Annotated in this window: 21 protein-coding genes; 12 read left to right on the top strand and 9 right to left on the bottom strand. The window is 24.4% G+C overall.

Annotated features, from left to right (window positions below; translation table 4 throughout):
- Positions 1-29: 29 nt before the first annotated feature.
- Positions 30-2,732 carry an SGNH/GDSL hydrolase family protein gene (locus QMA87_RS00740; RefSeq protein ID WP_283830192.1) on the bottom strand — a complete coding sequence of 901 codons (2,703 nt, stop codon included), beginning with the start codon at positions 2,730-2,732 and terminating at the stop codon, positions 30-32.
- A gap of 264 nt (positions 2,733-2,996) precedes the next feature.
- Here QMA87_RS00740 and QMA87_RS00735 point away from each other — a divergent pair, with 264 nt between their 5' ends.
- Both QMA87_RS00735 and QMA87_RS00730 read left to right on the top strand, forming a co-directional pair.
- Positions 2,997-4,034: a 2-hydroxyacid dehydrogenase gene (locus QMA87_RS00735; RefSeq protein WP_283833672.1), complete on the top strand. Its 1,038-nt coding sequence runs from the start codon at positions 2,997-2,999 to the stop codon at positions 4,032-4,034.
- A gap of 3 nt (positions 4,035-4,037) precedes the next feature.
- Positions 4,038-5,039: an aquaporin gene (locus QMA87_RS00730; RefSeq protein WP_283823520.1), complete on the top strand. Its 1,002-nt coding sequence runs from the start codon at positions 4,038-4,040 to the stop codon at positions 5,037-5,039.
- Between the two features lie 97 nt (positions 5,040-5,136).
- Here QMA87_RS00730 and lepA read toward each other — a convergent pair whose 3' ends face one another.
- Positions 5,137-6,930 (bottom strand): translation elongation factor 4, encoded by a 1,794-nt coding sequence (gene lepA / locus QMA87_RS00725; RefSeq protein ID WP_283833671.1) that lies wholly within the window; start codon positions 6,928-6,930, stop codon positions 5,137-5,139.
- A 236-nt stretch (positions 6,931-7,166) separates the two neighbouring features.
- Between lepA and QMA87_RS00720 the strand changes: the two genes are divergently transcribed.
- The 5 genes from QMA87_RS00720 to msrB are packed head-to-tail and all read left to right on the top strand — an operon-like array spanning position 7,167 to position 11,718.
- A complete protein-coding gene (locus QMA87_RS00720; protein WP_283823518.1) occupies positions 7,167-8,504 on the top strand; it encodes a M17 family metallopeptidase in 1,338 nt (445 codons plus the stop codon).
- A complete protein-coding gene (locus QMA87_RS00715) occupies positions 8,504-8,932 on the top strand; it encodes a hypothetical protein (protein ID WP_283823517.1) in 429 nt (142 codons plus the stop codon). Before QMA87_RS00720 ends, QMA87_RS00715 begins: the two co-directional genes overlap by 1 nt.
- Positions 8,932-9,465 carry a hypothetical protein gene (locus tag QMA87_RS00710; RefSeq protein WP_283823516.1) on the top strand — a complete coding sequence of 178 codons (534 nt, stop codon included), beginning with the start codon at positions 8,932-8,934 and terminating at the stop codon, positions 9,463-9,465. Before QMA87_RS00715 ends, QMA87_RS00710 begins: the two co-directional genes overlap by 1 nt.
- Positions 9,465-10,403 carry a tRNA (adenosine(37)-N6)-threonylcarbamoyltransferase complex transferase subunit TsaD gene (gene tsaD / locus QMA87_RS00705; RefSeq protein ID WP_283833670.1) on the top strand — a complete coding sequence of 313 codons (939 nt, stop codon included), beginning with the start codon at positions 9,465-9,467 and terminating at the stop codon, positions 10,401-10,403. Before QMA87_RS00710 ends, tsaD begins: the two co-directional genes overlap by 1 nt.
- A complete protein-coding gene (msrB, locus tag QMA87_RS00700; RefSeq protein ID WP_347276979.1) occupies positions 10,396-11,718 on the top strand; it encodes a peptide-methionine (R)-S-oxide reductase MsrB in 1,323 nt (440 codons plus the stop codon). The genes tsaD and msrB overlap by 8 nt, the downstream gene beginning before the upstream one ends.
- Positions 11,719-11,755: 37 nt before the next feature.
- On the opposite strand, the gene QMA87_RS00695 is transcribed toward msrB, so the two are convergent.
- Genes QMA87_RS00695 through QMA87_RS00680 form a run of 4 tightly spaced genes read right to left on the bottom strand, consistent with a single transcriptional unit; the run spans position 11,756 to position 16,917 of the window.
- Entirely contained in the window at positions 11,756-13,675 is a 1,920-nt protein-coding gene (locus tag QMA87_RS00695; protein WP_283833669.1) for an ABC transporter ATP-binding protein, read from the bottom strand.
- Positions 13,668-15,452, bottom strand: coding sequence for an ABC transporter ATP-binding protein (locus QMA87_RS00690; protein ID WP_283833668.1), 1,785 nt, complete (start codon positions 15,450-15,452; stop codon positions 13,668-13,670). The genes QMA87_RS00695 and QMA87_RS00690 overlap by 8 nt, the downstream gene beginning before the upstream one ends.
- Before the next feature lie 12 nt (positions 15,453-15,464).
- On the bottom strand, positions 15,465-16,172 hold the full coding sequence (locus tag QMA87_RS00685) for a YgjP-like metallopeptidase domain-containing protein (protein WP_283833667.1): 708 nt from the start codon (positions 16,170-16,172) through the stop codon (positions 15,465-15,467).
- The gene (locus QMA87_RS00680) at positions 16,159-16,917 is read right to left on the bottom strand and encodes a nuclease-related domain-containing protein (protein ID WP_283827207.1); all 759 of its coding nucleotides are present in this window, start codon (positions 16,915-16,917) and stop codon (positions 16,159-16,161) included. The genes QMA87_RS00685 and QMA87_RS00680 overlap by 14 nt, the downstream gene beginning before the upstream one ends.
- 116 nt (positions 16,918-17,033) lie before the next feature.
- Here QMA87_RS00680 and rpsT point away from each other — a divergent pair, with 116 nt between their 5' ends.
- Positions 17,034-17,300: a 30S ribosomal protein S20 gene (rpsT, locus tag QMA87_RS00675; RefSeq protein WP_283823510.1), complete on the top strand. Its 267-nt coding sequence runs from the start codon at positions 17,034-17,036 to the stop codon at positions 17,298-17,300.
- 62 nt (positions 17,301-17,362) lie between these two features.
- Here the strand turns inward: rpsT and QMA87_RS00670 are convergent, their stop codons facing one another.
- Positions 17,363-18,418, bottom strand: a complete 1,056-nt coding sequence (locus QMA87_RS00670; RefSeq protein WP_283833666.1) for a hypothetical protein — start codon at positions 18,416-18,418, stop codon at positions 17,363-17,365.
- Positions 18,419-18,796: 378 nt separating this feature from the next.
- On the opposite strand from QMA87_RS00670, the gene QMA87_RS00665 reads away from it, so the two are divergent.
- On the top strand, positions 18,797-19,522 hold the full coding sequence (locus tag QMA87_RS00665) for a YebC/PmpR family DNA-binding transcriptional regulator (RefSeq protein WP_283823508.1): 726 nt from the start codon (positions 18,797-18,799) through the stop codon (positions 19,520-19,522).
- Between the two features lie 71 nt (positions 19,523-19,593).
- Here QMA87_RS00665 and QMA87_RS00660 read toward each other — a convergent pair whose 3' ends face one another.
- Entirely contained in the window at positions 19,594-21,510 is a 1,917-nt protein-coding gene (locus QMA87_RS00660) for a hypothetical protein (RefSeq protein WP_283833665.1), read from the bottom strand.
- 114 nt (positions 21,511-21,624) lie between these two features.
- The gene (locus QMA87_RS00655; RefSeq protein WP_283833664.1) at positions 21,625-23,118 is read right to left on the bottom strand and encodes a hypothetical protein; all 1,494 of its coding nucleotides are present in this window, start codon (positions 23,116-23,118) and stop codon (positions 21,625-21,627) included.
- 296 nt (positions 23,119-23,414) lie between these two features.
- Here QMA87_RS00655 and QMA87_RS00650 point away from each other — a divergent pair, with 296 nt between their 5' ends.
- The 3 genes from QMA87_RS00650 (at position 23,415) to QMA87_RS00640 (ending at position 25,543) form a co-directional block, all read left to right on the top strand.
- A complete protein-coding gene (locus tag QMA87_RS00650) occupies positions 23,415-24,281 on the top strand; it encodes a C1 family peptidase (RefSeq protein ID WP_283833663.1) in 867 nt (288 codons plus the stop codon).
- A 103-nt stretch (positions 24,282-24,384) separates the two neighbouring features.
- Positions 24,385-24,960, top strand: a complete 576-nt coding sequence (locus tag QMA87_RS00645) for a lectin like domain-containing protein (RefSeq protein ID WP_283833662.1) — start codon at positions 24,385-24,387, stop codon at positions 24,958-24,960.
- The gene (locus tag QMA87_RS00640; protein ID WP_283833661.1) at positions 24,938-25,543 is read left to right on the top strand and encodes a hypothetical protein; all 606 of its coding nucleotides are present in this window, start codon (positions 24,938-24,940) and stop codon (positions 25,541-25,543) included. Before QMA87_RS00645 ends, QMA87_RS00640 begins: the two co-directional genes overlap by 23 nt.
- Positions 25,544-25,772: the final 229 nt, after the last annotated feature.

Raw genomic sequence — 25,772 nt, 5'->3', positions numbered from 1 at the left:
TCCTTGCAAATAATACAAATAGGTAAATATTAATCTTTTAAATATCCATTTTTAAATAAATATTGAATATTTTCAATATTTAAATGGCCTTTATTATGTTTATCTTCCTTATCAAAGTAATAAATATGAGCCATTAAATTTTGTTTTGAATAAACATTTGAAAAAAGTGACCAATTATAATCTTCTTTTCATCAGTTTTTACCAAATACTAATTCGGTTACTAATTCAGGTTTAATATTTTTTTGCTGTTGGCTAGCTTCTATTGTAATTAATTTGTTAATTATTCTGTGAAGTGCCTTTGAGAAACTTAATGGATTTCATTCGTTTCAAGTTATAAATTTACCAAATTTAACTCTTGAAATAAGTGTTAGTAATGCTACTACCCGATTAAGTGCATTAATATTTTCATTCTTTTTATCAAGTGTTGCATCTTCTCTTGGCAATACTCTTACTAAATTTCTAATAATAGGTTTTAAAGCATATTCAAGTGATACTTTAAAATTTTCATATAGTTTAAAAATATTTAAAAACATTCTAACTGATATACCTGGCGTTTTAAAGTTTTGAATTTCGCTAACAGTAATATCGCGTAATTCATTATTAATAAAATCTACATAAATTTGATCTAATCAGTGATTTTTTTCGACAATAACTTTCATTATTTCAATAAGACTTGGGAATAATTTTAATGATAATGTTGATTTATTTCTATCAACAATATTAAAAATTAATTCTTCAAATGATTGAGGTTTTTCTTGTAAAACTTCTACAAGTTCGTAAAGAGCAACATCAAAAAAATCATTAATTAATTTAGCGAAAGCAGGAGTTTCTTTAACACTTTTTAATAATTCTGTAATATTAACTTCATTAAATTGATAATACTTTTCTTTAATGTTTGAAATTTCTAGCAATTTATTAATAATTGATCTTGATAATCTTCCATCAATGTTATTTTTTAACATATATCTAACTATTAACTTAGAAAACTGCGTTAAAGTTTTTCCATCTAAAACATTTTTATTAAGAATTATAGAAAGAAACTCTAAAAATAATTTTTCGTCTTTAAAAGTATTGAAAATAACTTTTGAAAGTATTGTTGAATTAATTTCTAATTTACCATTATTATATTGTTTATAGTAAGAAATATCATCAAACTTGTTTTGAAATTCTTGAAATATTTTAGGAATAATTTCTGATTTAGAAAAATTATCAAGCAAATTAAATAAGTGATAGTTTTCGTAAGATGTAAAATATTTCAAAATTGTTTGTTCAGGATCAATATCTCTAAATAAAGGTGAAGAAAGAAATATTCGCAATACTATTGGTGCTGGCGGCATAAAGTATGGATAACCCTTTTTAGAATTTTCTATTCAAAATTTTATTAATAAGTTTAAACGTTGTTTAAATCTGTCGCCAAATGTTCCATTGTTTAACTCATTATATAAGCGGCCCTCAACACTATCAACACTTTTTAGATCATAATCAATGTCATTATTAAATACTTTTTTTACTAAATCTTTTTCATTGCCTAAGTCAATAATTTTATCAATTTTAAGAATTGAAGAAAGGTGTTGTTGTGAAAAGTCAGGAGAATTTTTAACAAACTCTTTATTTGTTGTAAATGCTAAAAAAAGCTCTTGTGCTATTCTTTTATATCCTTTAAAATCAGGATGAATACCAAAAATACCTTTTGTTAAACTTTCTTTATTTTTTCATCAATAAGCAGTGTCATATAAATCAATAATATGAATATTTTCAAGGTTTTTAGGATTTAATAATTTATGATTGAAATTCATATTAAAAAAGCTAACAATTTCTTTAGTTAATTCGACATTCGCAAATTCAGGAAATAATTCTTTAAATAATGATTCAAAAACATCTTTAACCCTTAACATTGGAGTTGGATATTTAATATAATATATTTGTGCTGTTGAATTAAGAGCTAATAATTTTTTTGCAAATATTTCTAAATCATTAGCAATTCAATCAGAAATGTCATTTAATAATGGTTTAATAAATTTTTTTAAATAAGTCTTAGGATCTTCTGATTTTAAAAATTCACGATATCTAAATTCTTCAAAAAATGCTTTACCTAAATATTTAAGATAATCATTAGCTCCAATTGTAATAGTAATTAAATTAGCATCCTTAATTTTTGCAATAATATCATTAGAAAGATTTCTTCTTGAAAAATCAAGATTATTAATATCTTTATTAAATAAACCGTCAATTTCCTTAATATCTTCATCGCTTGAAGAAGGATCTAATAAAGTGTTTCATTGACTTAAGGTTGACCCGCTAACAGCTTCATTATAAAAGCTTTTGATTATATTAGGTTCAGCTTTTCTTAAGTATTTTACAAAGAAAGTAGGGTAACCATGGCCTGTTAATTGTGTTTCTTTTAACTCTCCTTTTTCAATCTTTTCTACGCCTTCAGAAAAACCTTCAGTAATTGAATCGCCAATTGCTAAATATTTAATTGGATTAGATAAATTAAAAATAGGGGTTTTCTCTTGTTTTTCTTGTTTAACTTCAGAATTATTAATTTCTAGTTTTTTAATTTCTGGTTTTTTATTATTTGTTTCACTTTGTTTTGTTTGCGAATCTTTCAATTTATCCATAATTACCTTTTTTCCTTCTTGATTGTTCTGTTTATACAAAATTACTCCTAAAGAAATGGAGCTAGTGGCTAAAATTGTTGATATGGCTATTGGTATAATTTTCTTTCTCAAAATATTCTCCTAATGCTTTTAAAATATTAATTTAAAATTATAACAAATTAAGTAAATTAAAAATTTAATTTTTTATTTATATAATATCTTTAAAAAAACTAAACATTATAAAGCATATATCTAAAAACGAAGTGATTAAAGTAACTTTTACATCATCAAAAATTGCTCTTTTAAATGTACTTAAATTATTCTAAATTTTTGGCTTAATTATATTTGCTTATATTATAATATAAATTGTTTTTAAACATTATAGAGGAGAAGATAATGAAAATTGCGTTTTTTGATGCAAAACAATATGATATATCATCATTTAATGAAGAAAATAAAAATAGACATGAAATTGTTTATTTTACAGAAAATTTAACAAAAGAAAATGCTCATTTAGCTCAAGGTTTTGATGCGGTTTGTGCTTTTGTAAATACATGAGGTACAGCAGAAATCCTTGAAGAACTTGCAAAATATGGTATTAAATTTTGATTACAAAGATCAATGGGTTATGACAAAGTTGATCTTAAAAAAGCAGCTGAATTAGGCATTAAAGTATATAGAGTATTTAATTATTCAGCTAGAGCAATTGCTGAACATGCTTTAACATTAATGCTTGCCTTAAACAGAAAACTACCTTCTGCAATTTCTAGAGTTAGAAAATGTAACTTCTGTTTAAACGGTCTTAATGGAAAAAATATTAGTGAATCGACTGTTGGGGTAATTGGTGCCGGACAAATTGGTCAAGAATTTATTCATCTTGTTAAAGGAATGGGGGCTAGAGTTATTGCATTTGATGATTTTGCAAGAGCAAATAGACCTGAGATAGCTAATAAATTTGGTTTTGAATTTGTAGATTTTGAAACATTAATGAAAGAAAGCGATTTCGTTTCATTACATGTTCCAAGTTTACCTTCTACATACCACATTATTAATAAAGATTCATTAAAATTAATGAAAAAAGATGCAATTATTATTAATACGGCTAGAGGCGCTTTAGTATGTATTGAAGATATTTGTAAAGCTCTTGAAGAGGGAATTATTGGTGGATTTGCTGCCGATGTTCTTGAAAGAGAAGAAGGAAGATTTTATGAAGATCTTTCTTGCAAAGAAGAAATTATTAAATCAAGTGATAAAGAATGAGCTGAATTATTAAATAGAGAAGATGTAATCATTACTTCTCATCAAGCTTTTTTAACAGACCTTGCTCTTTCTCAAATTGCTAAATTTACACTTGAAAATGCTGATTGTGCTCAAAAAGGTGACTTTGAAAAAACATTAGTATTACTAGAAAATGGGAAAGTTCAAAACGGTTAATATATGAAGATAAATTTATTTGAGTATTTTAAGATTGGAAAAAGACCTGATGCTGTTGAACCAAATAGCAAATTAAATTGATTTAAACATTTATTAAGTGAATTTATTGGTACAATTTGATTATCATTTTCACTAGTAATTTTAGCTGTTTATGTGGGAAGTGCTGAAGAAGCACATGGACAAGTTGGAACTATTATTAATCATGCTGCTAGAGTAGAAGATTATTTACAAAATATTCCATTTGTAGCTATGTATGCTGGTTTTATATCAGTAGGAATTGCTTTATTTGTTTTTTTAAGATGATCTTGTGATCTTAATCCTGCTGTTACACTTTATAGATGAATAAATGGAACAAATACAACATTATATGCATTTGCAAAAACAGTTATTCAATTTATAGCTGCAATTATTACAGCACTAATTATTTATGGTCTTGGAAGTTTAACTAGTCCAATTGATGCAACTAACTCAACTTTTGATGCAATTGCTGCAACAAAAAAAGATTTTTTAGTTTGAAATGATAATAATGCTGCTTCAGGATTTGCATTAATATTCTTTGGCGAATTATTAATTACATTAATTTTACTTTGACCAATTTTTACAAAAAGAATTTCAGACAAATACCGTGATTTATTTATTATGGTTATAATTGTTTTTTCAGTTGCTATTGGTATTCAAATTGGTACAGCAGCTATTAATCCTGCTAGAGGATTAGCACAACAATTACCTGATTTAATTTTTGGAATTAAAAATGGCTCAACTGCTTATGCTTCTGCTAAGTCAGTATTGGGAGCCGGTGCGTCTCATGAAGCATTATTAGAATACGCTTCATGAGAATTAGGTTTTTCAACACTATTTATGTTTTTAGGTTGTTACTCAGCACCTATTGTTTATGCGCTATTACAAGGATTTACAGATAAATTTGTTAATCCATTTGTTGTTAGGGTTATTGGATGAAGAAACTTTAAAAAAGATGCTTTAATTTCTAATAAGGATAGAAGATAATAAAAAAAAACTTAACCTGCTTGAATTTTAAGGTTAAGTTTTTTTTATAATTTGCAATATTAACAATAAAAAACTAAAAAACTCATAATTACGTTTTTTAGTTTTTTACATTTGTTTTAAGAACTTTAATAAATGCTTCTTGAGGAATTTCAACAGATCCAAATTTTTTCATTCTTTTTTTCCCTGCTTTTTGCTTTTCAAGTAATTTTTTTCTTCTAGTTACATCGCCACCATATAGTTTAGCTGTAACATCTTTTCGATAAGCTTTGATAGTCTCTCTAGCAATAATTTTCCCGCCAATTGCTGCTTGAACTGGAATTTCAAAAGATTGACGAGGAATTACTTCTTTTAATTTAGATACTAATTCTCTTGAGCGTTGATATGCTTTATCTTTATGAACAATCATTGAAAAAGCATCAATTTTTTCACCATTAAGAAGAATATCTGTTTTAACAAGATCACTAACTTCTTCGCCTATTAATTCATATTCAAAAGAAGCATAGCCTTTTGAAAGTGATTTTATCTTATCAAAAAAATCAAAAATAATTTCTGCTAATGGCAGCTCATAAATTAATTTTCTTCTACTTACATCAATAAATTCTAAATCAATATATCTACCACGACAAGTTTGACACAATTCCATAATTGAGCCAATAAATTCATCAGGTAATAAAATACTTGCTCTAATATATGGTTCAGTTATTTCTTTAATAAATGTTTTATCAGGTAATAATGCGGGGTTAGAAATTTTTTCTATACTTCCATTAGTTAAGTAAACTGAATACTCTACTGATGGAGCGGTCGCAATTACGCCAATATTGTATTCTCTATCCAGTCTTTGTTGTAATATCTCCATATGTAAAAGACCTAAAAAACCAATTCTAAATCCAAAACCAAGTGCTTTAGTTGACTCTTGTTCTCAAGTAATTGAAGAATCAGAAAGTGATATTTTTTCAAGCGATTCTTTTAAATTATCATAATCAAGAGTATCAATTGGGTAAAATCCACTATAAACAACAGGTTTCATTTTTTTATAACCTGGTAAAACATTTTCTGTTGGAAATTCTACTGAAGTAATGGTATCACCAACTGCAACTTCTTTGGCATCTCTAATAGATGCGGCAATTCAGCCAACTTCTCCTGCTTCTAAATAATCTTTCTTAATTTCAAAAGGAGATTTAACTCCAAGTTCTGTTACATGATATTCAGCATTATTAGACATAAATTTTATTTTTTCATTTTGTTTAACAATACCATCAAAAATTCTTACTAAAAGAACAACTCCACGATATGGATCAAAATAAGAATCAAAAATTAAGGCTTTAAGCGGTTTTAAATCATCGGCTTCTTTTGGTTGAGGAATATATTTAATAATTGCTTCTAAAACTTGTTCGCAATTAAGGCCTGTTTTAGCTGAAATCTCAACAGCATTATCAGCTGGGATTCCAATAATATCTTCTATTTCATTTTTTACTTTTTCAACATCGGCACTAGGTAAGTCAATTTTATTAATAATTGGAATAATTTCTAAATTATTTTCAAGCGCCAAATAAACATTAGCTAATGTTTGTGCTTCTATTCCTTGTGTTGCATCAACAAGTAGTAAAGCCCCTTCACTAGCTGCTAATGAACGAGATACTTCATAAGTAAAATCAACGTGGCCTGGTGTATCAATTAAATGAAAAGTATAATCCTTATATTTTATTTGGGCAGCATTTAATTTGATGGTAATTCCTCTTTCACGCTCAAGATCCATTGTATCCATCATTTGTTCTTTTAATTCTCTTTTGCTAAAAGTATTAGTCAACTCTAAAAGACGATCCGCTAACGTTGATTTTCCATGATCAATATGAGCAATAATCGAAAAATTTCTTATTTTAGATTTATTCATAATAAAAATTATACAAAACTTAAAATCTTATTATTAATAAATTAATTTTTTATTAAAACGATAAAATAGTTATTTTTTAAAAAACTAAATTTCTAAATAAAAAATTTAAAAAAATAACTTTTTTGTTTTTTAAGTTAATAATTTAAATCTTTTATTTATATGAATTTGCATATTTAATTTTTTATTTAAAATATAATAATAAAAGTTATAAATATAAAATAACATAAGGAGGCTTGATGAAAATTATTAATCAAGTAAGAGATGAGTTTCAACTTAAATTAGAGCTAGTAGATAAAAAAATTGAAGATAAATATTTTTTGTCAGAAGATTACTCAGCAAAAATTTATAAACTTGAAATTGAAAAAGAGAAATACAATTATCAATTATTATATAAAACGCTGCTTGAGATTTTTCCAAAACTAAAAGTTAATACTGCTTTAATTGTTGATAGCTTTATTAGTCATTCACTTGAGATTAATGAAGCAATAAAAGCAATTATTTATGCTTATCACTTTTCTATGGACGAAAAATTTTTACTAAAAAAAGAAAGCAAACAAAGCCAAGTCGAGCATTTCATTTTTACAAATTCATCATATTGTAAAAATGAAATTATTAAAACTAATGAAATATCTAAAAATATTACTTGAGTCAAAAATTTACAAGTTATGCCGCCTAATATTTGCACATCGACTTGATTAGCGCAGGAAATTGTTAATAAAATTAATAATGCCAATATTCCAAACTTAAATGCTAAATACTTAGATAAAAAACAAATGAAACAATTGGGGATGAATTTAATTCTTTCTGTTAATAAAGGGTCGTCTTTTGATGCTAGGTTAGTTGTAATTGATTACAGCCCAAATCCTGATGATAAACAAAGATTAGCATATGTAGGAAAGGGAATTACTTTTGATTCTGGCGGTTATAATATTAAAACCGGGAAATATATGTTAGGCATGAAATTTGATATGTCTGGAGCTGCTATTTGTGCTGGTGCGATAATGAGTATTGCTAGTTTAAAAGGAAATAAAAATGTTAGTGCTATTTTGCCATTAACTGATAATAGACTTAATAATGACGCTATTTCTCCTGATATGGTTATTCAAGCAATGAATGGTTTATTTGTAGAAATTGAAAATACTGATGCTGAAGGAAGATTAGTTCTTGCTGACGGAATTACTTATGCTGAACAAATAATTAAAGCTGATACTATAGTTGATGTTGCAACATTAACTGGCGCTATAGTTACAGCTTTAGGAAGAACTTATTCAGGAATTTGAAGTACAAATGATGAAGTTTATTCAAAATTTGAACAAGCTGCTAATGCTCAACATGAATTAATCTGAAGAATGCCAATGCATGATGATTTTCAAGATAATAATTTAAAAACTAATATTGCTGATATTAAAAATTGTTCTGAAATTACGCTTTCTGATTGTAATGACGCGGCAATGTATTTAAGTAAATTTCGCGAAAAAGCCGATTATATTCATTGCGATATAGCTGGTAGCGCTAAACTTAATAATGAGCCACAGGCAATATTGCTAAAAACATTAGTGGAATTCGGGTTATAATGCAAAACGTAGATTATAAAAAGTTTTTTATTACAACAACTTTAACATTGCCATTTTTTTTAATATTAATATTTTCAATTATTGTTTATAAAGATAAATGACATGATGTGTCGGGGTTAAATATTTTTATTAATCAAATTAATGAAAATAAAGAATATAGAAATTACATGCCAATTGCTTCATTTTTATCAGTTATTAGTTTGATTGGTTTTTTTGTTACTAAAGATCTTTCAAAAAGATGATTTGGCTTTATCTGAATTCCTACAACAATTATTTCATTTATTATTACATTTAATATCATCGCTTATGTTGCTGGTATTGCTGCTATTGTTTTACTTTTATATGTATATATTTCTAATAATGGATTTGGTGATAAAAGTGAAATAGAATATCGTAAAAAACTAGATGAGCAAGAAAGGATGTTGTAATGAAATTACTTGTTGATACTAGTTCTAAAGATTTATATGTGGCAATATTTTGACAAAATCGATTATATAAAAAAATTCATATTAAAGATATAACCAAAAAAGTTGATCCACTTGTAAATAATTTTCAGGCGCTATTAGCTGAAGATATTTCACTAATTGATAATATTAAAGAATATTATATTAATATTGGCCCAGGTTCGTTTACTGGTGCGCGTAGTGCATTAATATATTTTAAAACTTTTGCTTCAGTATTAAATAAGAGGGTATTTGTAAGTAATACGTTTGAAATTATTAACGCTTATAACAATGAATGTAATTTATATTTAAATGCTACAAAATCTAATTCATTTAAGTGAAACTGTAATGACAAAAATATTGAAGTAATTGAAAAAAGTTTACATGAAATTGATATTGATTATCAACAAGTTGAGCAAAATATTGAAAAGGTATTTTCTAAATTTTCTCCCATTGAATTAAATAGTATTATTGATCCATTGTATGGAAAAAAACCTCAAGTAGGAGCTAAGAAATAATGACAATATTGGGTATTGAAACTTCACACGATGATACATCTATTGCTTTGTGAAAAAACAATAAAATTATTGAATTTATTATTTTTTCACAAATAGATATTTTTAAGGAATTTGGCGGAACTATTCCAGAAATAGCTTCAAGAGAACACACAAAAAATATTCAAATTATTTTAAATAAATTATTAAAAACTATAAATTTTAAACAAATTGATTTAATCGCATATACATCTGAACCTGGATTAATAGGTTCATTGCAAGTAGGAAAATTATTTGCATATGCTCTTTCAAGTGCTTTACAAGTTGAATTAATGCCTATTAATCATATGTTAGGGCATTTATATTCGGTTAATATAGAAAAAGAAGCAATTAAATATCCTGCTTTAGCTTTAGTAGTTTCAGGAGGACATAGTGAAATTATTAAATGCGATTTTCCTGGTGATTATCAAATTATTGGCCAAACACAAGATGATGCTATTGGTGAAGTTTTTGATAAAATATCATCCAAATTAAATCTAGGATTTCCTGGCGGGCCAATTATTAACAAAATATATAATGAATCAACATTTGATTCATATATTAATTTTACAAAACCTAGAACACTAAATGAATTTGATTTTTCATTTAGTGGTCTTAAAACACAAGTAATTAATTACCACAATAAACATCAATCTGAAGAAAACTACAATATTAATTTGGTTGTTTCCTCATTTATGGATACATCGATTAATTATTTATTAAGTAAGTTTAAACTTGCTATTAAAAAATTTGAACCTAATTCAATTATTTTATGTGGTGGAGTTAGTTCAAATTCAATTTTAAGAGAAAGGTTTTTAAAATTACATTCAAATGCTTTTATTCCTGAAAAAAAATATTGCCAGGATAATGCAGCAATGATTGCACAATGTGCATTTGAATTAAAAAGGAGAAAAAATGTTTAAAGTAACATTAAAAGAGGCTTTTGAAAATTGATCATTATACAAAAATGTATTATTTGATCCATTTGATGTATGAAAATACATTGTAAAGATTCTTAAAAAACATGCTTGATTAAAAGAAGGATCTTTACAAGCGCTTGAAAAGTCTTTAGAATATAATTCAAAATTTTTAGCTGAAAAAATGGTAGAAAATCGTGAAGTATTAAATGAAATTTTAGAAAAACATTATAGGTTTACTTCTAATTCACCATTGAACGGATCTTTATTACCACTTAAAGAAATTTTGGATCATATTGCTTCAAAAGGTGGAGCTGTAGATTTAGATTTTATTATTGATTTTCAACCATTAAGTGGTTGCGAACTTCCAGAATTTGATTTTAAATTACAAGAATTAACTAAATATAAAACTATTTATTTGGCAGGAGGATGTTTCTGAGGTGTTGAAGCTTATTTCAAAAAAATTAAAGGTATAATTACAACTAAAGTTGGATATGCTAATGGTAAAACACAAGTTACCAGCTATAGACAACTTAAAGAAACACAACATGCTGAAACTGTTGAATTAAAATATGATTTTTCAATTATTTCTCTTGAAGAAATCTTATTACATTTTATTCGAATTATTGATCCTGCTTCATTAAATAAGCAGGGCGGAGATGTTGGTATTCAATATCGTACTGGTGTTTATTATATTAATTCTAAAGATCAACAAATTATTGAACGCGTATTTAATTATATTAAATTAAAATATTCAGCATTTTATGTAGAAGTACAAAAATTAGATCACTTTATTCAAGCTGAAGATTATCATCAAGATTATTTAGGAAAAAATATTAATGGTTATTGCCATGTTAATTTAATGGTTGCAAATGAAGAATTAGAAGAATTTAAAAAATTTAAATTGCATCAAAATGAAGTAAAAGGACTTGATAAAGAAGTTTTACTTAATAATGCTACTGAAAAACCATTTACTTCTGAATATGAACAAAACTATAAAAAAGGTATTTATGTAGAAAAAATTACTGGTGAACCATTATTTGTTTCATCAACTAAATTTGATGCAGGATGTGGGTGACCTAGTTTTAGTAAACCAATTACAACAACTGCTATTAAATATGTAAAAGATGTTTCACATAATATGGAAAGAATTGAAGTTCGTTCGGCTAAAGGTGATCACCATTTAGGACATGTGTTTGAAGATGGTCCAAAACAAATGGGTGGGTTACGATACTGCATTAATGGCGCTGCTTTAGATTTTATTCCATTTGAAGAAATGGATGAAAAGGGCTATTCACAATTTAAACTTTTTTGTGAATAATAAATATAAAAAAATGGCTAAATACGCCATTATTTTTTTATTCTTTAACGCTTAAAATATTATTAATTTGTGTGCTGTACATTTGAGCATAAAACCCATTTTTTTCTAATAATTCTTTGTGAGTGCCACGTTCGACAATTTCCCCTTCATTCATAACAATTATCAAATCAGCTTTAATAATTGTAGAAAGACGATGTGCTATCACAAATGATGTTTTATTTTTCATAAAGCTATCCATAGCTTTATAAACTTGTTGCTCTGTTTCAGTATCCAAATTACTCGTTGCTTCATCAAAAATAACAATATCTTTATTAACAAGCAATACTCTGGAAATATCAATAAGTTGTCCTTCGCCATTAGATAAGCTGGTATATTTTTCGCCGATAATAGTATCTAGACCATTTTTTAAATTGTTAATTTTGTCATCTATTCCGGTTATACTAATAGCTTGTTGAATTTCATCATCAGTAGCATTTATATTCGATATTTTAATATTATTTTTAACTGTATCATTAAATAAAAAGGTATCTTGCAAAACAATTGACATATTATCTCTTAAATTTTTAGAATTAATTTGAGAATAAGGAATATTATTAATATAAATTTCACCAGCTATAACTTTTTTCTTATCAACCTTAATTTCTCCGCTTTCAATATCATAAAACTTAGCAAGAAGATTAATTAATGTTGTTTTTCCACAACCTGTAGGTCCTACTATTGCAATATGTTGACCTTTTTTAACTTTAAAACTAATACCTTTAGTTTCATAATGATCAATATTTTTGTCATATCTAAAATATACATTATCAAATTCAATAGTAAAATCCTCATTAGTTGGAAATAATTTATAATTTAAAGGATAATAAGGTGTTTTGATATCATTCAATTCATATAATCTTTTTGAAGAGGCAACACCAAGAATAATAACATTAGCCCTTTCTATTAAATCATTAACAGTAGAACTAAAGTTTCACATTAAGTTAATAAATGAAATTAAAAATCCGGCACCAAATGTAGCTTGCTTACCTGCTCCTGTAATATCAATACCATAAGCTGGAATATTATAAATTTTACAAACAACTCCAAAAACAATTGCTGCAACAATTGCCACATTTGCAGATATATTATAAACTGGGAATGTTAAATTAGAATAGTTATAAACTTTCTTATTTGATATATAAGTTTTATTATTAATTTTTTCGAATTTTTTAATTACATTTTCTGTTTGATTAAATGAGTTAATCAAATTTTTATTTGCAATATATTCTTCTAGATGTGATGTCATTTCGCCAAAAAGCTGAATATTAATTGTTCTATTAGTAATATTATGTTTAAGTAAAAAATAAGCTGAAGAAATCATTAGCGCAAATATAGAAACAGCAATTAAAGTTGCTGTAACTGATAGAAATAACATGAAAAAGAACGAAAGAAAAAAGTTGAAAATTGAAGTAGGAATAAAAACTAAAGATTGTGTCAATGCTAATTCAGCATTATTAGAATCATTACTTAATCTTGAAATTAATTCACCATTTTTAGTTGTATCATAATAATCTATGTGCATTTTTTGTAAATTACTAAATCCTTTCATCCTCATGTTATAAACTGCTTTATTACCTAAATTGGTCATCAGTTTAATCTGAATTACAGATGAAATAGTATACAAAATAAATATTGCTATTAAAATTGAAATTAAAATATAAAAAGATATTTCAACACTTATGTCAAAACCAAATAATTTACTTTGCGAAAGAAAATTCTTTTGAAGATTAATATTGTTTTTTGTTTTAAAGAATCTTTCTGTTATTAAACCAAGTAAAAATGTACCACTTGTAAAAAGAGCGGCACGAAGAAAACCGAAAAATAAGCCTAATCAATAAGGAGTGCCATATCTGCTTACCTCCTTATTAATTCTAAAAATAGTTCCTCAAAAATTTTTTTTAGAAATATACTTACTCATTGACTTCTCCTTGCTGCTGTAATGCTATTGCATAATAAGCGCCTTGAAGTTTTAATAATTCATTATGAGTTCCGCGTTCAATAATTTTTCCATCTTCCATTACAACTATTTGATCGCAATGTTTAATGCATGAAATTTTCTGAGAAATAATAATTTTAGTACTTTTGTAGTTTTTTAAAATATTGTTAATAACTTTCTTTTCAGTTAAACCATCAAGTGCACTTGTTGAATCATCAAATATTTGAATTGAAGATTCTTTTAGTAATGATCTCGCAATAGAAAGACGTTGTTTTTGTCCGCCTGAAAGATTTTTACCACCTTGATAAATTTTATGCTCAAATTGATTATTAAATTTCATAATGTAATTATATGCTTGTGCAGTTTCACAAGCTTTTATTATCATTTCTTTTGTAGCTTTGGGGTTAGCAAAAATTATGTTTTCTTTAATAGTTCCACTAAATACATTGGCATCTTGATAAGTTATAGCAATATTCTCTTTTAGATTTTGTGTATCAATAATATTAATATTTTTATTATTAAATAATACTTCCCCTTTGTTAACAACATAATTTCTAACTAAAATATTTGCTAAAACTGATTTGCCTACACCACTTTTACCTATAATTCCTAATGATGTATAAGCTGAAACTTCAAAATTTATTCCTTTTAAAACATAATCATTTTCTTTTTGTGCTTTTTCATCAAAAGAATATCAAACATTATTAAATTTAATGCTTGGATTATTAATTTTTACATCAGAAACAATATCCGAAAAAGTTTCTTTATAATCAATTATTTCATTAATTCTTTTTGAACTTACTAATCCTCTTGCAAGAATGCCCATTATTCCTGCAAATTGAAGAAGAGCAAAGGCTATATAAACAATAAAATCAATATAAGCAATTAAATGTTCAACAAACTCAGGCTTAATGCTTCCAGAAATAATTTCTCTTCCTCCCCAAAGAAAAAGACCTGCAATTATAATATTAATAATTAAAAATGAAATAGGAATAACTAAAAAAAATACATTAGACATTTTTATGCTTAAAATTGCAAATCTTTGTGAAATTGTTTCATACTTAACATATTGATTTTTCTCTAAATTGTAAGACTTAATTACTCTTGCGCCTATTACATTTTCTCTTGATTCATTATTAATATCATCAATAATTTTTTGTCGTTTTTTTATATAAGGAAAAGCAATAGCAATTATTGCAAAAATTAATAATAACATCAATGGAATTAAAACTGCAATAAATCATGACATATTTGGAGCAAGAATTACAGCTATAACTGTTGAAAAAATAATTGTAATTGGTGCATTAATAATTACTCTAGTAATTGCTTGAACTACTAATCCCATTAAAAATACGTCACTAGTAACTCTTGTCATAATTGAACCTAATGTTATTTTTTTAATATCTTGCATTGGTAATTTATAAATCTTTCTATAAACAAGCATTCTTAATTCTCTAATAATGCTATTAGAAGAATAAGAAGTTAAATAAATAGATATTAGTGAAAAAATAGTACCAATACTAGCTAATGCAGCTAAAATTATTGAAAGATAAATTATAGCTTGCTCTCTATCAGCAACTGGAATAGAAAAGGCTTTAAATTTCAATGCAGTTGTTGTTTCATCAGCCAAAACCTGAATAAAAGAGGCCGTTACTCTCGAAAATAATAATAAACAGACAACTTGAACAACAGTTGCTAACGAGGCCACTACCAATATTAATCGATATTTTAAACTTATTTTATTGAGTAATTTAAACATATCTTTCCTTATTTATATATAAATGGTTGAACTATTAGATTTTATTTGTTTATATCTTGGACAATATTTAAGTAATGTATTATAAAATTTTGCATCATGCTTAGTACATGTTACATGAGTTAATTCATGTCAAATGATAATATCAATAAACTCTTTTGTTTGTTTAACTAATTCTAGAGAATATTGAATATGTTTTTTTAAAGTAAAATAACGACCTCAAAATGATTTAAATTGTACTATTTCAATTGTAGGGCTGAAAGTATACCCCATTATTTGTACAAACTTTTTTTGTGTTAAAGTAATATAATTTTCTAATTGTTTTTGAAGATATTTTTTTACCAGAATGTGTGCATTTTTTAAAGTTGAACTCTTGCCAATTTTTATCTGATCAAGATAAATAAAACCTTCAATATAATTAAAAGTCATTACATTTCCAAACACAACATATTTATCATTATCACTAAAAAATGCTTTTTTACTTATTTTTGTAAAAAAGCGCAATAACTCAAGTTCAAGATTAAATTCTAATTTACTTCTATTTATAGTCTTTTTTAGCGAGCTGCTATTAAGATCCAAATCACTTGAAGAATAATATTTATTACTAGGAAGTTGGACAATAATATCAGTTGGTCTTCAGTCATTAAATATAATCTTAAATTGAGAGCAACCAAATTCATATTCAATATTAAATACTTTATTTTTATAATTATATTCTGTCATATTTGCCTATAATATTATAAAATTTATATTTAGCTTCATCATTAGCTTGAGCATTTTTTATAATGCTAATGATAGATTGTTTTTCTTGATTAGAAAAAGCTTTGTCGGATGTTTTTGAATTTAAAAAATTTGCTAGCTCTTTCATAGGGTTAACTGAACTTAAAAAAATAGTTTCTAAGTTTGGACTATCAACTTGCACATCACTTGCATTAGGAAAAAATATTACTGAATAAATTGGGATATCTTTACTAATAATATTTCTTAAATGTGAAATATGCTTATCATTTTGAATAGTTGGATTTATAAACTTATTTTTTTCTTTATTTCTAGAATTTTTATCATATACATAAAGATAATCTTTAGAGTGACTACTTTTAATAACAAGTGGTTTTGATTTTACTTCAATAACAATAACGCTTGAATTAGTAACAAGTATTCCATCTACTTCAAATTGAATATCATGATTTTTATCATTTATTACTGAAAATATTCCATTTAGCAATGTAAAATTATTTTCATTAGCAAATTTCATTAATAATTTCTTAGCTTTTTCCTCAGCTTCTTGACCTGTTCTTATTTTATTTTTTGTTATCTTTCTTTTATAAACAGAAGCAGAGATAAAAAGAATTAAAATTATGAAAATTGCAATATGTAAAAGTGCAAAAATAACTCAATATTTAGCATTTCCATTTAATAACTTTTGATAAGGTTGTTTTATTATAACATCGCTTGCATTTGAAACCATAATACTCCTTAAATGTATTTTTTTATATCTTATAATTTTATATTTATTTTAAAAATATTTCTATATTTGTCTATATAATTTAAATGATTTTTATATTTATATAGAAAGGAGACTTTATGGCTAATATTAAATCAAAGATTAAAAACATTGCTAGAATTGAAAAAAGAAGAGCTTCAAACTTTGCAATTAAATCAAGAATTAAAAAAGCTATAAGAAAAGCTAGAGAGGCTGTTGAAGCTAAAGCAGAAAATGCTGCTATATTAGTATCACACGCACACAGTTTAATTAATAAGGCTGCTACAAAGGGAGTATTTCACCCAAATAAAGCAGCTAGAAAAAACTCAAGACTAGACTTATTTGTTGCTAAACATTCACAAAATTAATTTGATATAAAAAACTAACTGCTTTTTGAAGTTAGTTTTTTAATTATTGTTTGATGTTCTACTTAACGCTTTCTTTTTTGCTTTATTATTACTTCTTGTTCTGTTTCATTAACTTCAAATCATTCGCTATCTACTAGTGCATTATAGGCCTGAACTTTTCCGTTATTTATTTCCACTTGAAGTTGGGTATTATTTGATTTTTCTGCTAATTTTTCTAAATAAAAATTAGGTGTATCAATATTTGATTTATTATTATCTAATTTATATGAATTATCCATTTTTCAATTATTATTTTTTAATTTAATTATTAATTTTTTATTAAAATTATTTTTATTTTTGTCTTGTTCAGTTGGTTCTCATTTTAATTCATAAGTAGTAAGACTTTTATCTCATATAATATCTCTAATTTTTTCTACCACTCAATAAATTGCTCCACCAACCATAGTAGCTGCACCTATACTAGCAAAAATATTAACTGCTCAGTTATTTTTATTTTTATAAATAACTCTTGGTTTATTAAAACTTTTCGCCGGAATTAATGGAAGTGCTGGAAATGATATTGGTTCTTCTCTTTTTAATTCTTCTTTAACTTGATGAATTTCTTCTTTTTTTTCATTTTTCTTTTCTTCTATTCCTATTTTTAGCTCATTTATTAAATTAACAATCATTTTTTGAGTTTTATACTTTTCATATGCTTTTTCTTTTTGTTCTTTATATATTAAAAGCATAATTTTGTTAATTAACTTATCTTCTATAACATTTTTATATAAAGTAAAAAATTCATTTTTTGCTTCAGTAAAACCTTCAAATTCTTTTATAACAGAAGGTATTAATGTTATATCTTGTTTTTCTCCAGGCAAAATTGATTCAATTGTTAAATTATTGTTTTTTAATTTTCATCCAATAAAAATATGTTTATTTTTTCCATTTGTTCAATTTAATTTTGTGTTAATTGTATTATCAAAATACATTGTAAGATTATCTGTTTCAATATTATTTGTGTTTTCATATTTTATTTTAAATATAGTATTTTTTTTGCATCCAAACAATAAAAATGGAATAAAAATAAAACTACTTAAACTAAGTGCAAGTAATATTTTTCATTTTTTAAATTTCATAATTAATTCCTTTACTTAATTTGTATATACGTTTTGTTTAAAAGTTAATAAATTTATTTTTTTTAATTATTGTTTACTGATTTTATGCAATAAAAAATTGTAAAATAAGTATTTAAGATATTAAGAGCCAAAAAAAATAATTGCCTAAGTTCTGCTATAGAAAGAAAAGCTAAATATAAATAAAAATTCTTATTAAAATTAATAACTAAAAAAACAGATATATTTTTACTTTAAATTTAATTGTTTTTAAGCTGTTTTATATTTTTTTTAAAATTTTATTAATACTGTTTTTGAATATAAAATAAAAGTTATTTTGTATTATTTATAATGTAAGTAATTTTAATTACATATTGTTTTAATATAAAAAAGGAGAATGAAATGGCGGGACATTCAAAATGAGCCAATATTCAACACCGTAAAGGAGCACAAGATGCTAAAAGAGGTGTTTTATTTCAAAAACTAAGTAAAGAAATTTATGTGGCAGCAACTAAAGGTACTGATCCAAGTATGAATCCAGCCCTTAGGCTTGCTGTTTCTAAAGCAAAAGCACAATCAATGCCTAAATCAAACATTGAAAAGGCTATTTCAAAAGCTGCTGGAGCAGGAGGAAATGGTTCGGGATACACTGAATATTTATATTCAGGAACACTTTCAGGTGGAGCCACAATTTTAATTAGTTGTTTAACAGATAATTTTAATCGTCTTTCTTCTATATTGAAAGCATATTTTAATAAACAAAATGGTCAAATGGGTAAAGCGGGTGCCATTCCTTATGTATTTGATCAAAAAGGATTAATAATTTTTGATGTTAAAAATTACACTGAAGATGAAATTACTCTTGTTGCTATTGAAAATGGGGCAGAAGATATTGAATTTGAAGAAAATATGGTAACAATTACTAGTGCGCCAAGTGATTTAAGTCAACTTTCTGAAGCATTAGAAAAAGAATTTAATATTGAAAAATTCGAAAGAAGTGAAGTAACTTATCTTCCAAATTCAAAAGTTGAACTTGATGAAGAAAAGACTCAAAAAATTCTTAATTCTATTGATGCTTTAGAGGAAGAAGAAGATATTCAAGAAGTTTATCATAACTTAGAAATTTAATTGTTCAAAATAATAAATACAGTAGCATTAGTTATAAAATGCTATTTTTTTAATTCATTTCAAAATAAAACTTATTTATAATAACCAACTTCAAGAATTCCTTTTAATTTTGCAATTTCGCCTTTTGCTGCTTCAATTGTAATATCAAATATTTTATAATATTCACCAACAAAAATATATCTGTTAAATTTTTTTCCAAATATTGAATCTAAATTCATATCTAAAATTTTATGTTTTTTAATTAAATTGTCAATTATTTTAGGAAGATAAGATATTGGCTCATAAGGATTTACTCTATTAACAATTGCATTTATTCAGTTTTTTGCAAATACTTTTGCATATTTATAATAGACAAAACTCAAAAAAGTTGCTAATCGAAAAATTGCCATTTTAGCATCATCTTTTGTTATATCTTTAGATAATTGAATAATAAGAGGTTCAAATAATAACATTAATATTTTTTCAAAGCTTTTTTCAATTTTATTTCTATTTTCAAAGACTTCAACAATTGTTTCAAAATTTATATTAAATTCTGGAAATTTTATTTTATGCGTTACACTTTTAAAATCACTATCTAAATATATATAGGCATTACTTGTTATTTTATTTGTTGACATAAAATGATAAACTCATTTATTATTTTGGTATGCATCTTTAGTAAAAAGATCATTAATAAATTTAACATAACTTGAATAATTCGATTTTTTATCAATATTTACAATTGATGTAATTTTGGGTAAAAGCGTATTTATTACTTTTTCAATATCAATTTTTCCATCTTTAGCTGTTAAATCTAAAATAATTAAATTTATGATTTCAAAAAAATCATTTAATATATCAAAGCTAAAATTATGCTTATTTATTGCATTAGAAATAGATGTAATAATATATTCGAATAATTGACTATTTTGATTTGTAAAAAATTTAGCAAAAATTGAAACCACGTTAGAAAAATTTTCTATATCTTTAATTTTTATTTGTCTAGCAAAAAGCAATCCTTCAATAAATCTGCTCATAATTGAACTTTTTTGACTAGTTTCACTTTGAGTTATTAAAAACTCTATAATAGATTTAAATGCTTTAGGCAAATATTCTTTCACTATTTCTACAACTCAATCTTTAATTGCTTTTTTAATACTTATTTCCGAATCATTTTTTAATAAATTAATAACAATTGTTTTATCGTAAAATTTTCTAAAAATTTCTTTAGTAGGATTTTCAATTCCTTCTAATTTTTTAGTTAATATATTTTCGCTTTTTTCATCAAAATCTTGAAGTAAATCTTTAAAAAATGTTTCTTTTAAAATTCTTAAAACTGCTTTAGGAAGTTGATTGGTAAAAGCTAATTCAAACATTTTGTCGAAAACATTTACAAGAGAATCTGTAGGAGATATATTTTTAAGCAATTGTCTGTAATTTTCAAGTTTTTCTTCTAATTCTCTTTTTCGTATATTTTCAGAAGAATTAATGTTTTTAAAACCAAAATAAGCACCAAGACCAACAGCAACACCTGTTATAACGCTACTAACAACAATAAACGATGCAGTGATTATTTTATATTTTCTTACATTACTTTTATTTATTTTTTCTTGTTTAAGAAATTCTTCAAAAAGTTTACTTTCTTCTTCATTAAAGTGTTGTTCTTCTTGTGGTGCATTTAGCTCATTCTTATTTTTGTTATTAAAAATAATATCGTTTGTCTCTAAATTTTTTACAAAATTTGACTTTTGTTTTTGTAAAAAATTTAATGAATCGTTAATAGAATTATTAAAAGTTTGTAAAAATATAGATGTATTATTATCAATAAAATTTGAATCAAGTTTTCTTTGTTTTTGCTTTTGAAAATCAAGAGCTATTTTTTCTTTATTAATTTCTTTTTTACAAGAAATTAATAAATTATTTACTATTAAAAATGATGATGAAGCAATAGTTATAAATGATGTTATTGTATTCTTTTTTCATTTTTGCAAAATTTTGCTTTTTCTCATCATTTGCCTTTCATTAACTAGTAAATTTATAAAATAAATCTAATAGTAAAATGCTTTAATTGCTTATTTTAAAATAAATATGTTTTATATATTAATAATTAATAAATATTAATGTTATAAATTCAATTTATTTTTATTGTTTTTATAATCTAAATATCCTTTAAGCAGTTCTTTTAATGTTTCGTAAGATATAAATTTATTTTCTTGCTTATTAAAATAAATTGATATTGCATTTATAATAATTTCAATTAATCAGTCAATTTTTTGATTATATTCACTTTTGTTTTTTAATTTTTGAATTCCGTTTTTAAGAGGCTTTAAAATATCTTTAGCCATTTGTAATTCTGGTAAATCTTTTATATCTTGCGAAAGCAATTTTTCTACAATTTTGTCTTTTGTTAAAATATCATTTATGTTTTTACTTTTAAGTGTTTCTTTTACTTTTTCAATAGATTGTTCTGAAACGGTATCATTTTTTATAATGTTATCTAATAATTCATAAATATTATTGTCTTCTATTTTAAGATTATTTTTTAAAATAGATTTAGCTAATGGTAAATATTTTTTGATGTCCTCTTTATTGCTTTTAAGAAAATTTTTTATTTCTTCTGTATTTAGATTATTAATATTATTAGTATTAAAATTTAATAAATCTCAAAAATTAAATTGTTTTTGTTGTGAATTTTCTTTAGATAAAGACCTTCTAACTCTTTTTGAGATGGTTTGAGAATTGCCAGTTATTTTATTTTGCGTTTCTTCTTTAAAAATATCTTTATACTTTTCATTAATTAAAGTTAACTTTGAATTTTTTAGGGTATAAAAAAAATCTAAAAATGAGCCAAGTACATTAGGGTCTTCAAATGCGTTTGTTATCATAGGTAATTTGGTTTTTATATCTTTTAATTCAGTAATAAAATTAACGTTACATAATTTTTTTGTTTCTTCATTTAATTTAATAAATAATTGACCATTTAATATATTTTTAAAAGAAATTTGACTTATAAACAAATTTAAAACTTCTTTAATAATTTTATCAAGTAGTAATAAAATATTGTTTTCTTTATGTTCATCTTTATATTTATATAAACTTAACAATAATTTATAAAACTCATTTTTATTTTCTACCTTTAAATCAGTAAATAAATAATGTTTATTTTTATTATAAATATTTGATCAAAATCATGTTTTAAGATTATGCTTTGTTTTTGAATAATATTCTTCAAAATAAATACCTAATCCAATTGCGCTGCTAATAGCTAAAAATGAAAAAAATGTTACTGCTTTACTTTTTCATTTTAAACTTTCATTATTAAAAAAATTTAAAAGTGTGTTTGTTTTTCTTGAATTAACTTGAGAATTTTTATACAAAAACTTAGTTTCTGATAATAAACTTTTCGCCTTGTTTTTATGTAAATCATTTATATTATTTTCAATATTATTATATGTATTAAGATTTAATTTATCATTTTCACTTAAAACATGAAATTGATTATTTATTAATTTTAATGTAATTTTAGCATGCTTTTCTTTTAAAATTTCTTCTTTTTCCTTAGTTTGTGAACAACCTAATGTTGTAATAGTAATAAAGGGAATAAAAGAAAATTGCATTATTAATTTACTTATATTTTTTAGCACTTTTTCCTCTTTATTAATTTATATATAAGTATATGTTTTTATGTAATGTTTGCATAAATTTATAAATATTAAATCTTTGTTTTCTAGTATAAATGAACGTATATCAATTTTTTATTTATTTACTTTAAAATATTAAAATTATTTTTTTCATTTATTAAAATATTTAATCAATAAAAGTATAATAAAAATAATAAATATATACATATTATGTTTAATTTATTTTTTAAATATTTTATGTAATAATTTGATATTTATTTAAGAAGGGATTTATGAATAAAAAATATTTATTAATAGCAACTTTATCTTCTCCAGCAATATTTTTATCAGGCACATTAGTTGCATATCAAAATACTTGAAGTTATGATAATAAAGGCGAAGCTGGGGAAAATGAAAAAAGTAGAATTTTTGATCCACGAAATTTTGATAATCCTAATTATTATTTTATTACTAAAGTTAGAGATCAAGGAAATGAAGGTATTTGTTGAGCTTTTGGTACTACAGCAGTTGCAGAGATAAATATTCTTAAAAATAAATTATATTTATCACAGGATAATCTTGATTTATCAGAATTAAATATAGCTTATAGTACATTAAATAGAAACAAATATCAGGATAAACTACATAATACTGATTTTGATACTTATTTTGCTCCTAATTGAAAAGAACAAGGTTCATCTTCACTTTATGCAGCAAAATCATTAATGCAATGAAATAAATTAAAAGAAGAAACTTATAATTATGAAAGTAATGATAATTTATCAAATTATATTTTGAAGGATTTAATTTTTGTTGATCATAAAAAAGAAAATTATAGAGAAGAAATGAAAAAACTGATAGTTAAAAATGGAGCAGTTGCATATTCATTTGCTACTCCAAAAAATGCTAAAGCTTGATATTATAATTCTGAAATTTCAAGAAGTTCATTAAGATTTGGTCATGTTGCAACAGTTGTTGGATGAGATGATACAGTTCCTAAAGAAAGATTCGGAAGTGGAACAATACGTGATGGTGCATGAATTGTTAAAAATAGTTGAGGGGATGATTATGCAGATAAAGGATATTTTTATATTTCATATGATACAGTTCCTCATGATGTTTATTCTTTAGAAATGACTAAGCGTAGTTCATATATATAATTACGAAAATAATTATTATTATGATGGTTCATATAGAGATCTAGCCGGTGCAAATTATAAAAAAGCAGCAGTTAGTTTTCAAGCAAAAGCAGGAAAAACTGACATGAAAGAAAAGCTTAAAGCTATTAATGTTGGAATTAAAGGCGAAAATGTAGAAGTTGAAGTAAGCATTTATAAACGTGATATTAATGATGCATCTCCTTACTCATTAAAATTAGGTGAAAAAATAGCAAGCAAAACTAAAAAATTTGAACTAGGCGGATTAAGAGCGATTGACTTAGATACTCCAATTGATTTAGAGCAGGGTCAATGATTTACTATAGTTGCTCAAGTTAAAGGCGATAATGCTTATTTAATTTTTGGTGCTGAAGAAGATTGACAATATGATTTTTCATATATTGAAAAAAATAATCAATGAATTAATAGTCAAAAAGCATATAATGGCGCAGTAGCAAGAATTAAAGCTTTTACAGGAAATGATTATCAAAATATAGCAGGTGCAAATAATTCTAAAAATTTAAAATATGCAGAAATAATTTTAAAAGATTATAAATATCATGCAAGTCAACAATTTGCTAAAGATATTGTTGAAGTTAAATATAATAATGAAATTCTTAAGGAAAATGTAGACTATACATTATCTTATGAAGAATTTTATGATAATGAAGACGGCTACTAATCGTCAAGATGAAAATGTCGGTTATAATAAAGTAATTATTAAGGGAATGGGAAATTATACTGGTGAAAATATGACGTTTTTAACAATTAAGCGTGGTACAGAACATAGATATAATTGAGAAAATAGAATATATGTAAATAGTAATGTTACATCAACTGCTGATTTAAAACTTGAAGATGGATGAAGAGTTGATTCTGTTCAAAATATTAATGATGGAGAAAATAAAATTAAAATTTCATATCGTGGATATAACGAGAAATTTTATTTAAATAACTCAACCATTTTAACTGTTTTTAAAAGTAATATAGAATATCAAGAATTAAAAATTAAAATAGTTAAAAAAATGTCTCCAAAATTACAGTTTTCATCTTTTACATCTTCTTATTCAAATTTACACAATAAATACAAACCATATGATTTACCTATTAAAAAAGTAAATGAATTAAAAGTTGAGCAACAACCAGAAAAACCTAGTGTTATTTCTGAAAATATTAACAAAAAAGAATTTTGATTACCAATTATACTTGGCGCAGCGGCTATTGGCGGAATGTTAGCAAAAATATTTTCAATGTTAAAAAAATAATTAGTAATCTAGATAATATGAAGAATAGTCAAATATTTGTTGAAAATTTTATAATTCAAATTTAAACTAATTAAAAGTTAATAACTAAAAAACTTAAATGCAGATTTTAAAATTACTGTATTTAAGTTTTTTTAATTTGAATTTAGAAAAATAAAAAAATAAATAAAATATGTCTAATAAATTTTTTTGAAGTCTGATCTAAATTTATGTCTAAAATTTTAAATTTTTT

The organism is Mycoplasma phocimorsus (assembly GCF_030077875.1).
GTDB classification, from domain to species: domain Bacteria; phylum Bacillota_I; class Bacilli_A; order Mycoplasmatales; family Metamycoplasmataceae; genus Mycoplasma_H; species Mycoplasma_H phocimorsus.
This window is presented reverse-complemented; position numbering and strand designations above follow the sequence as displayed.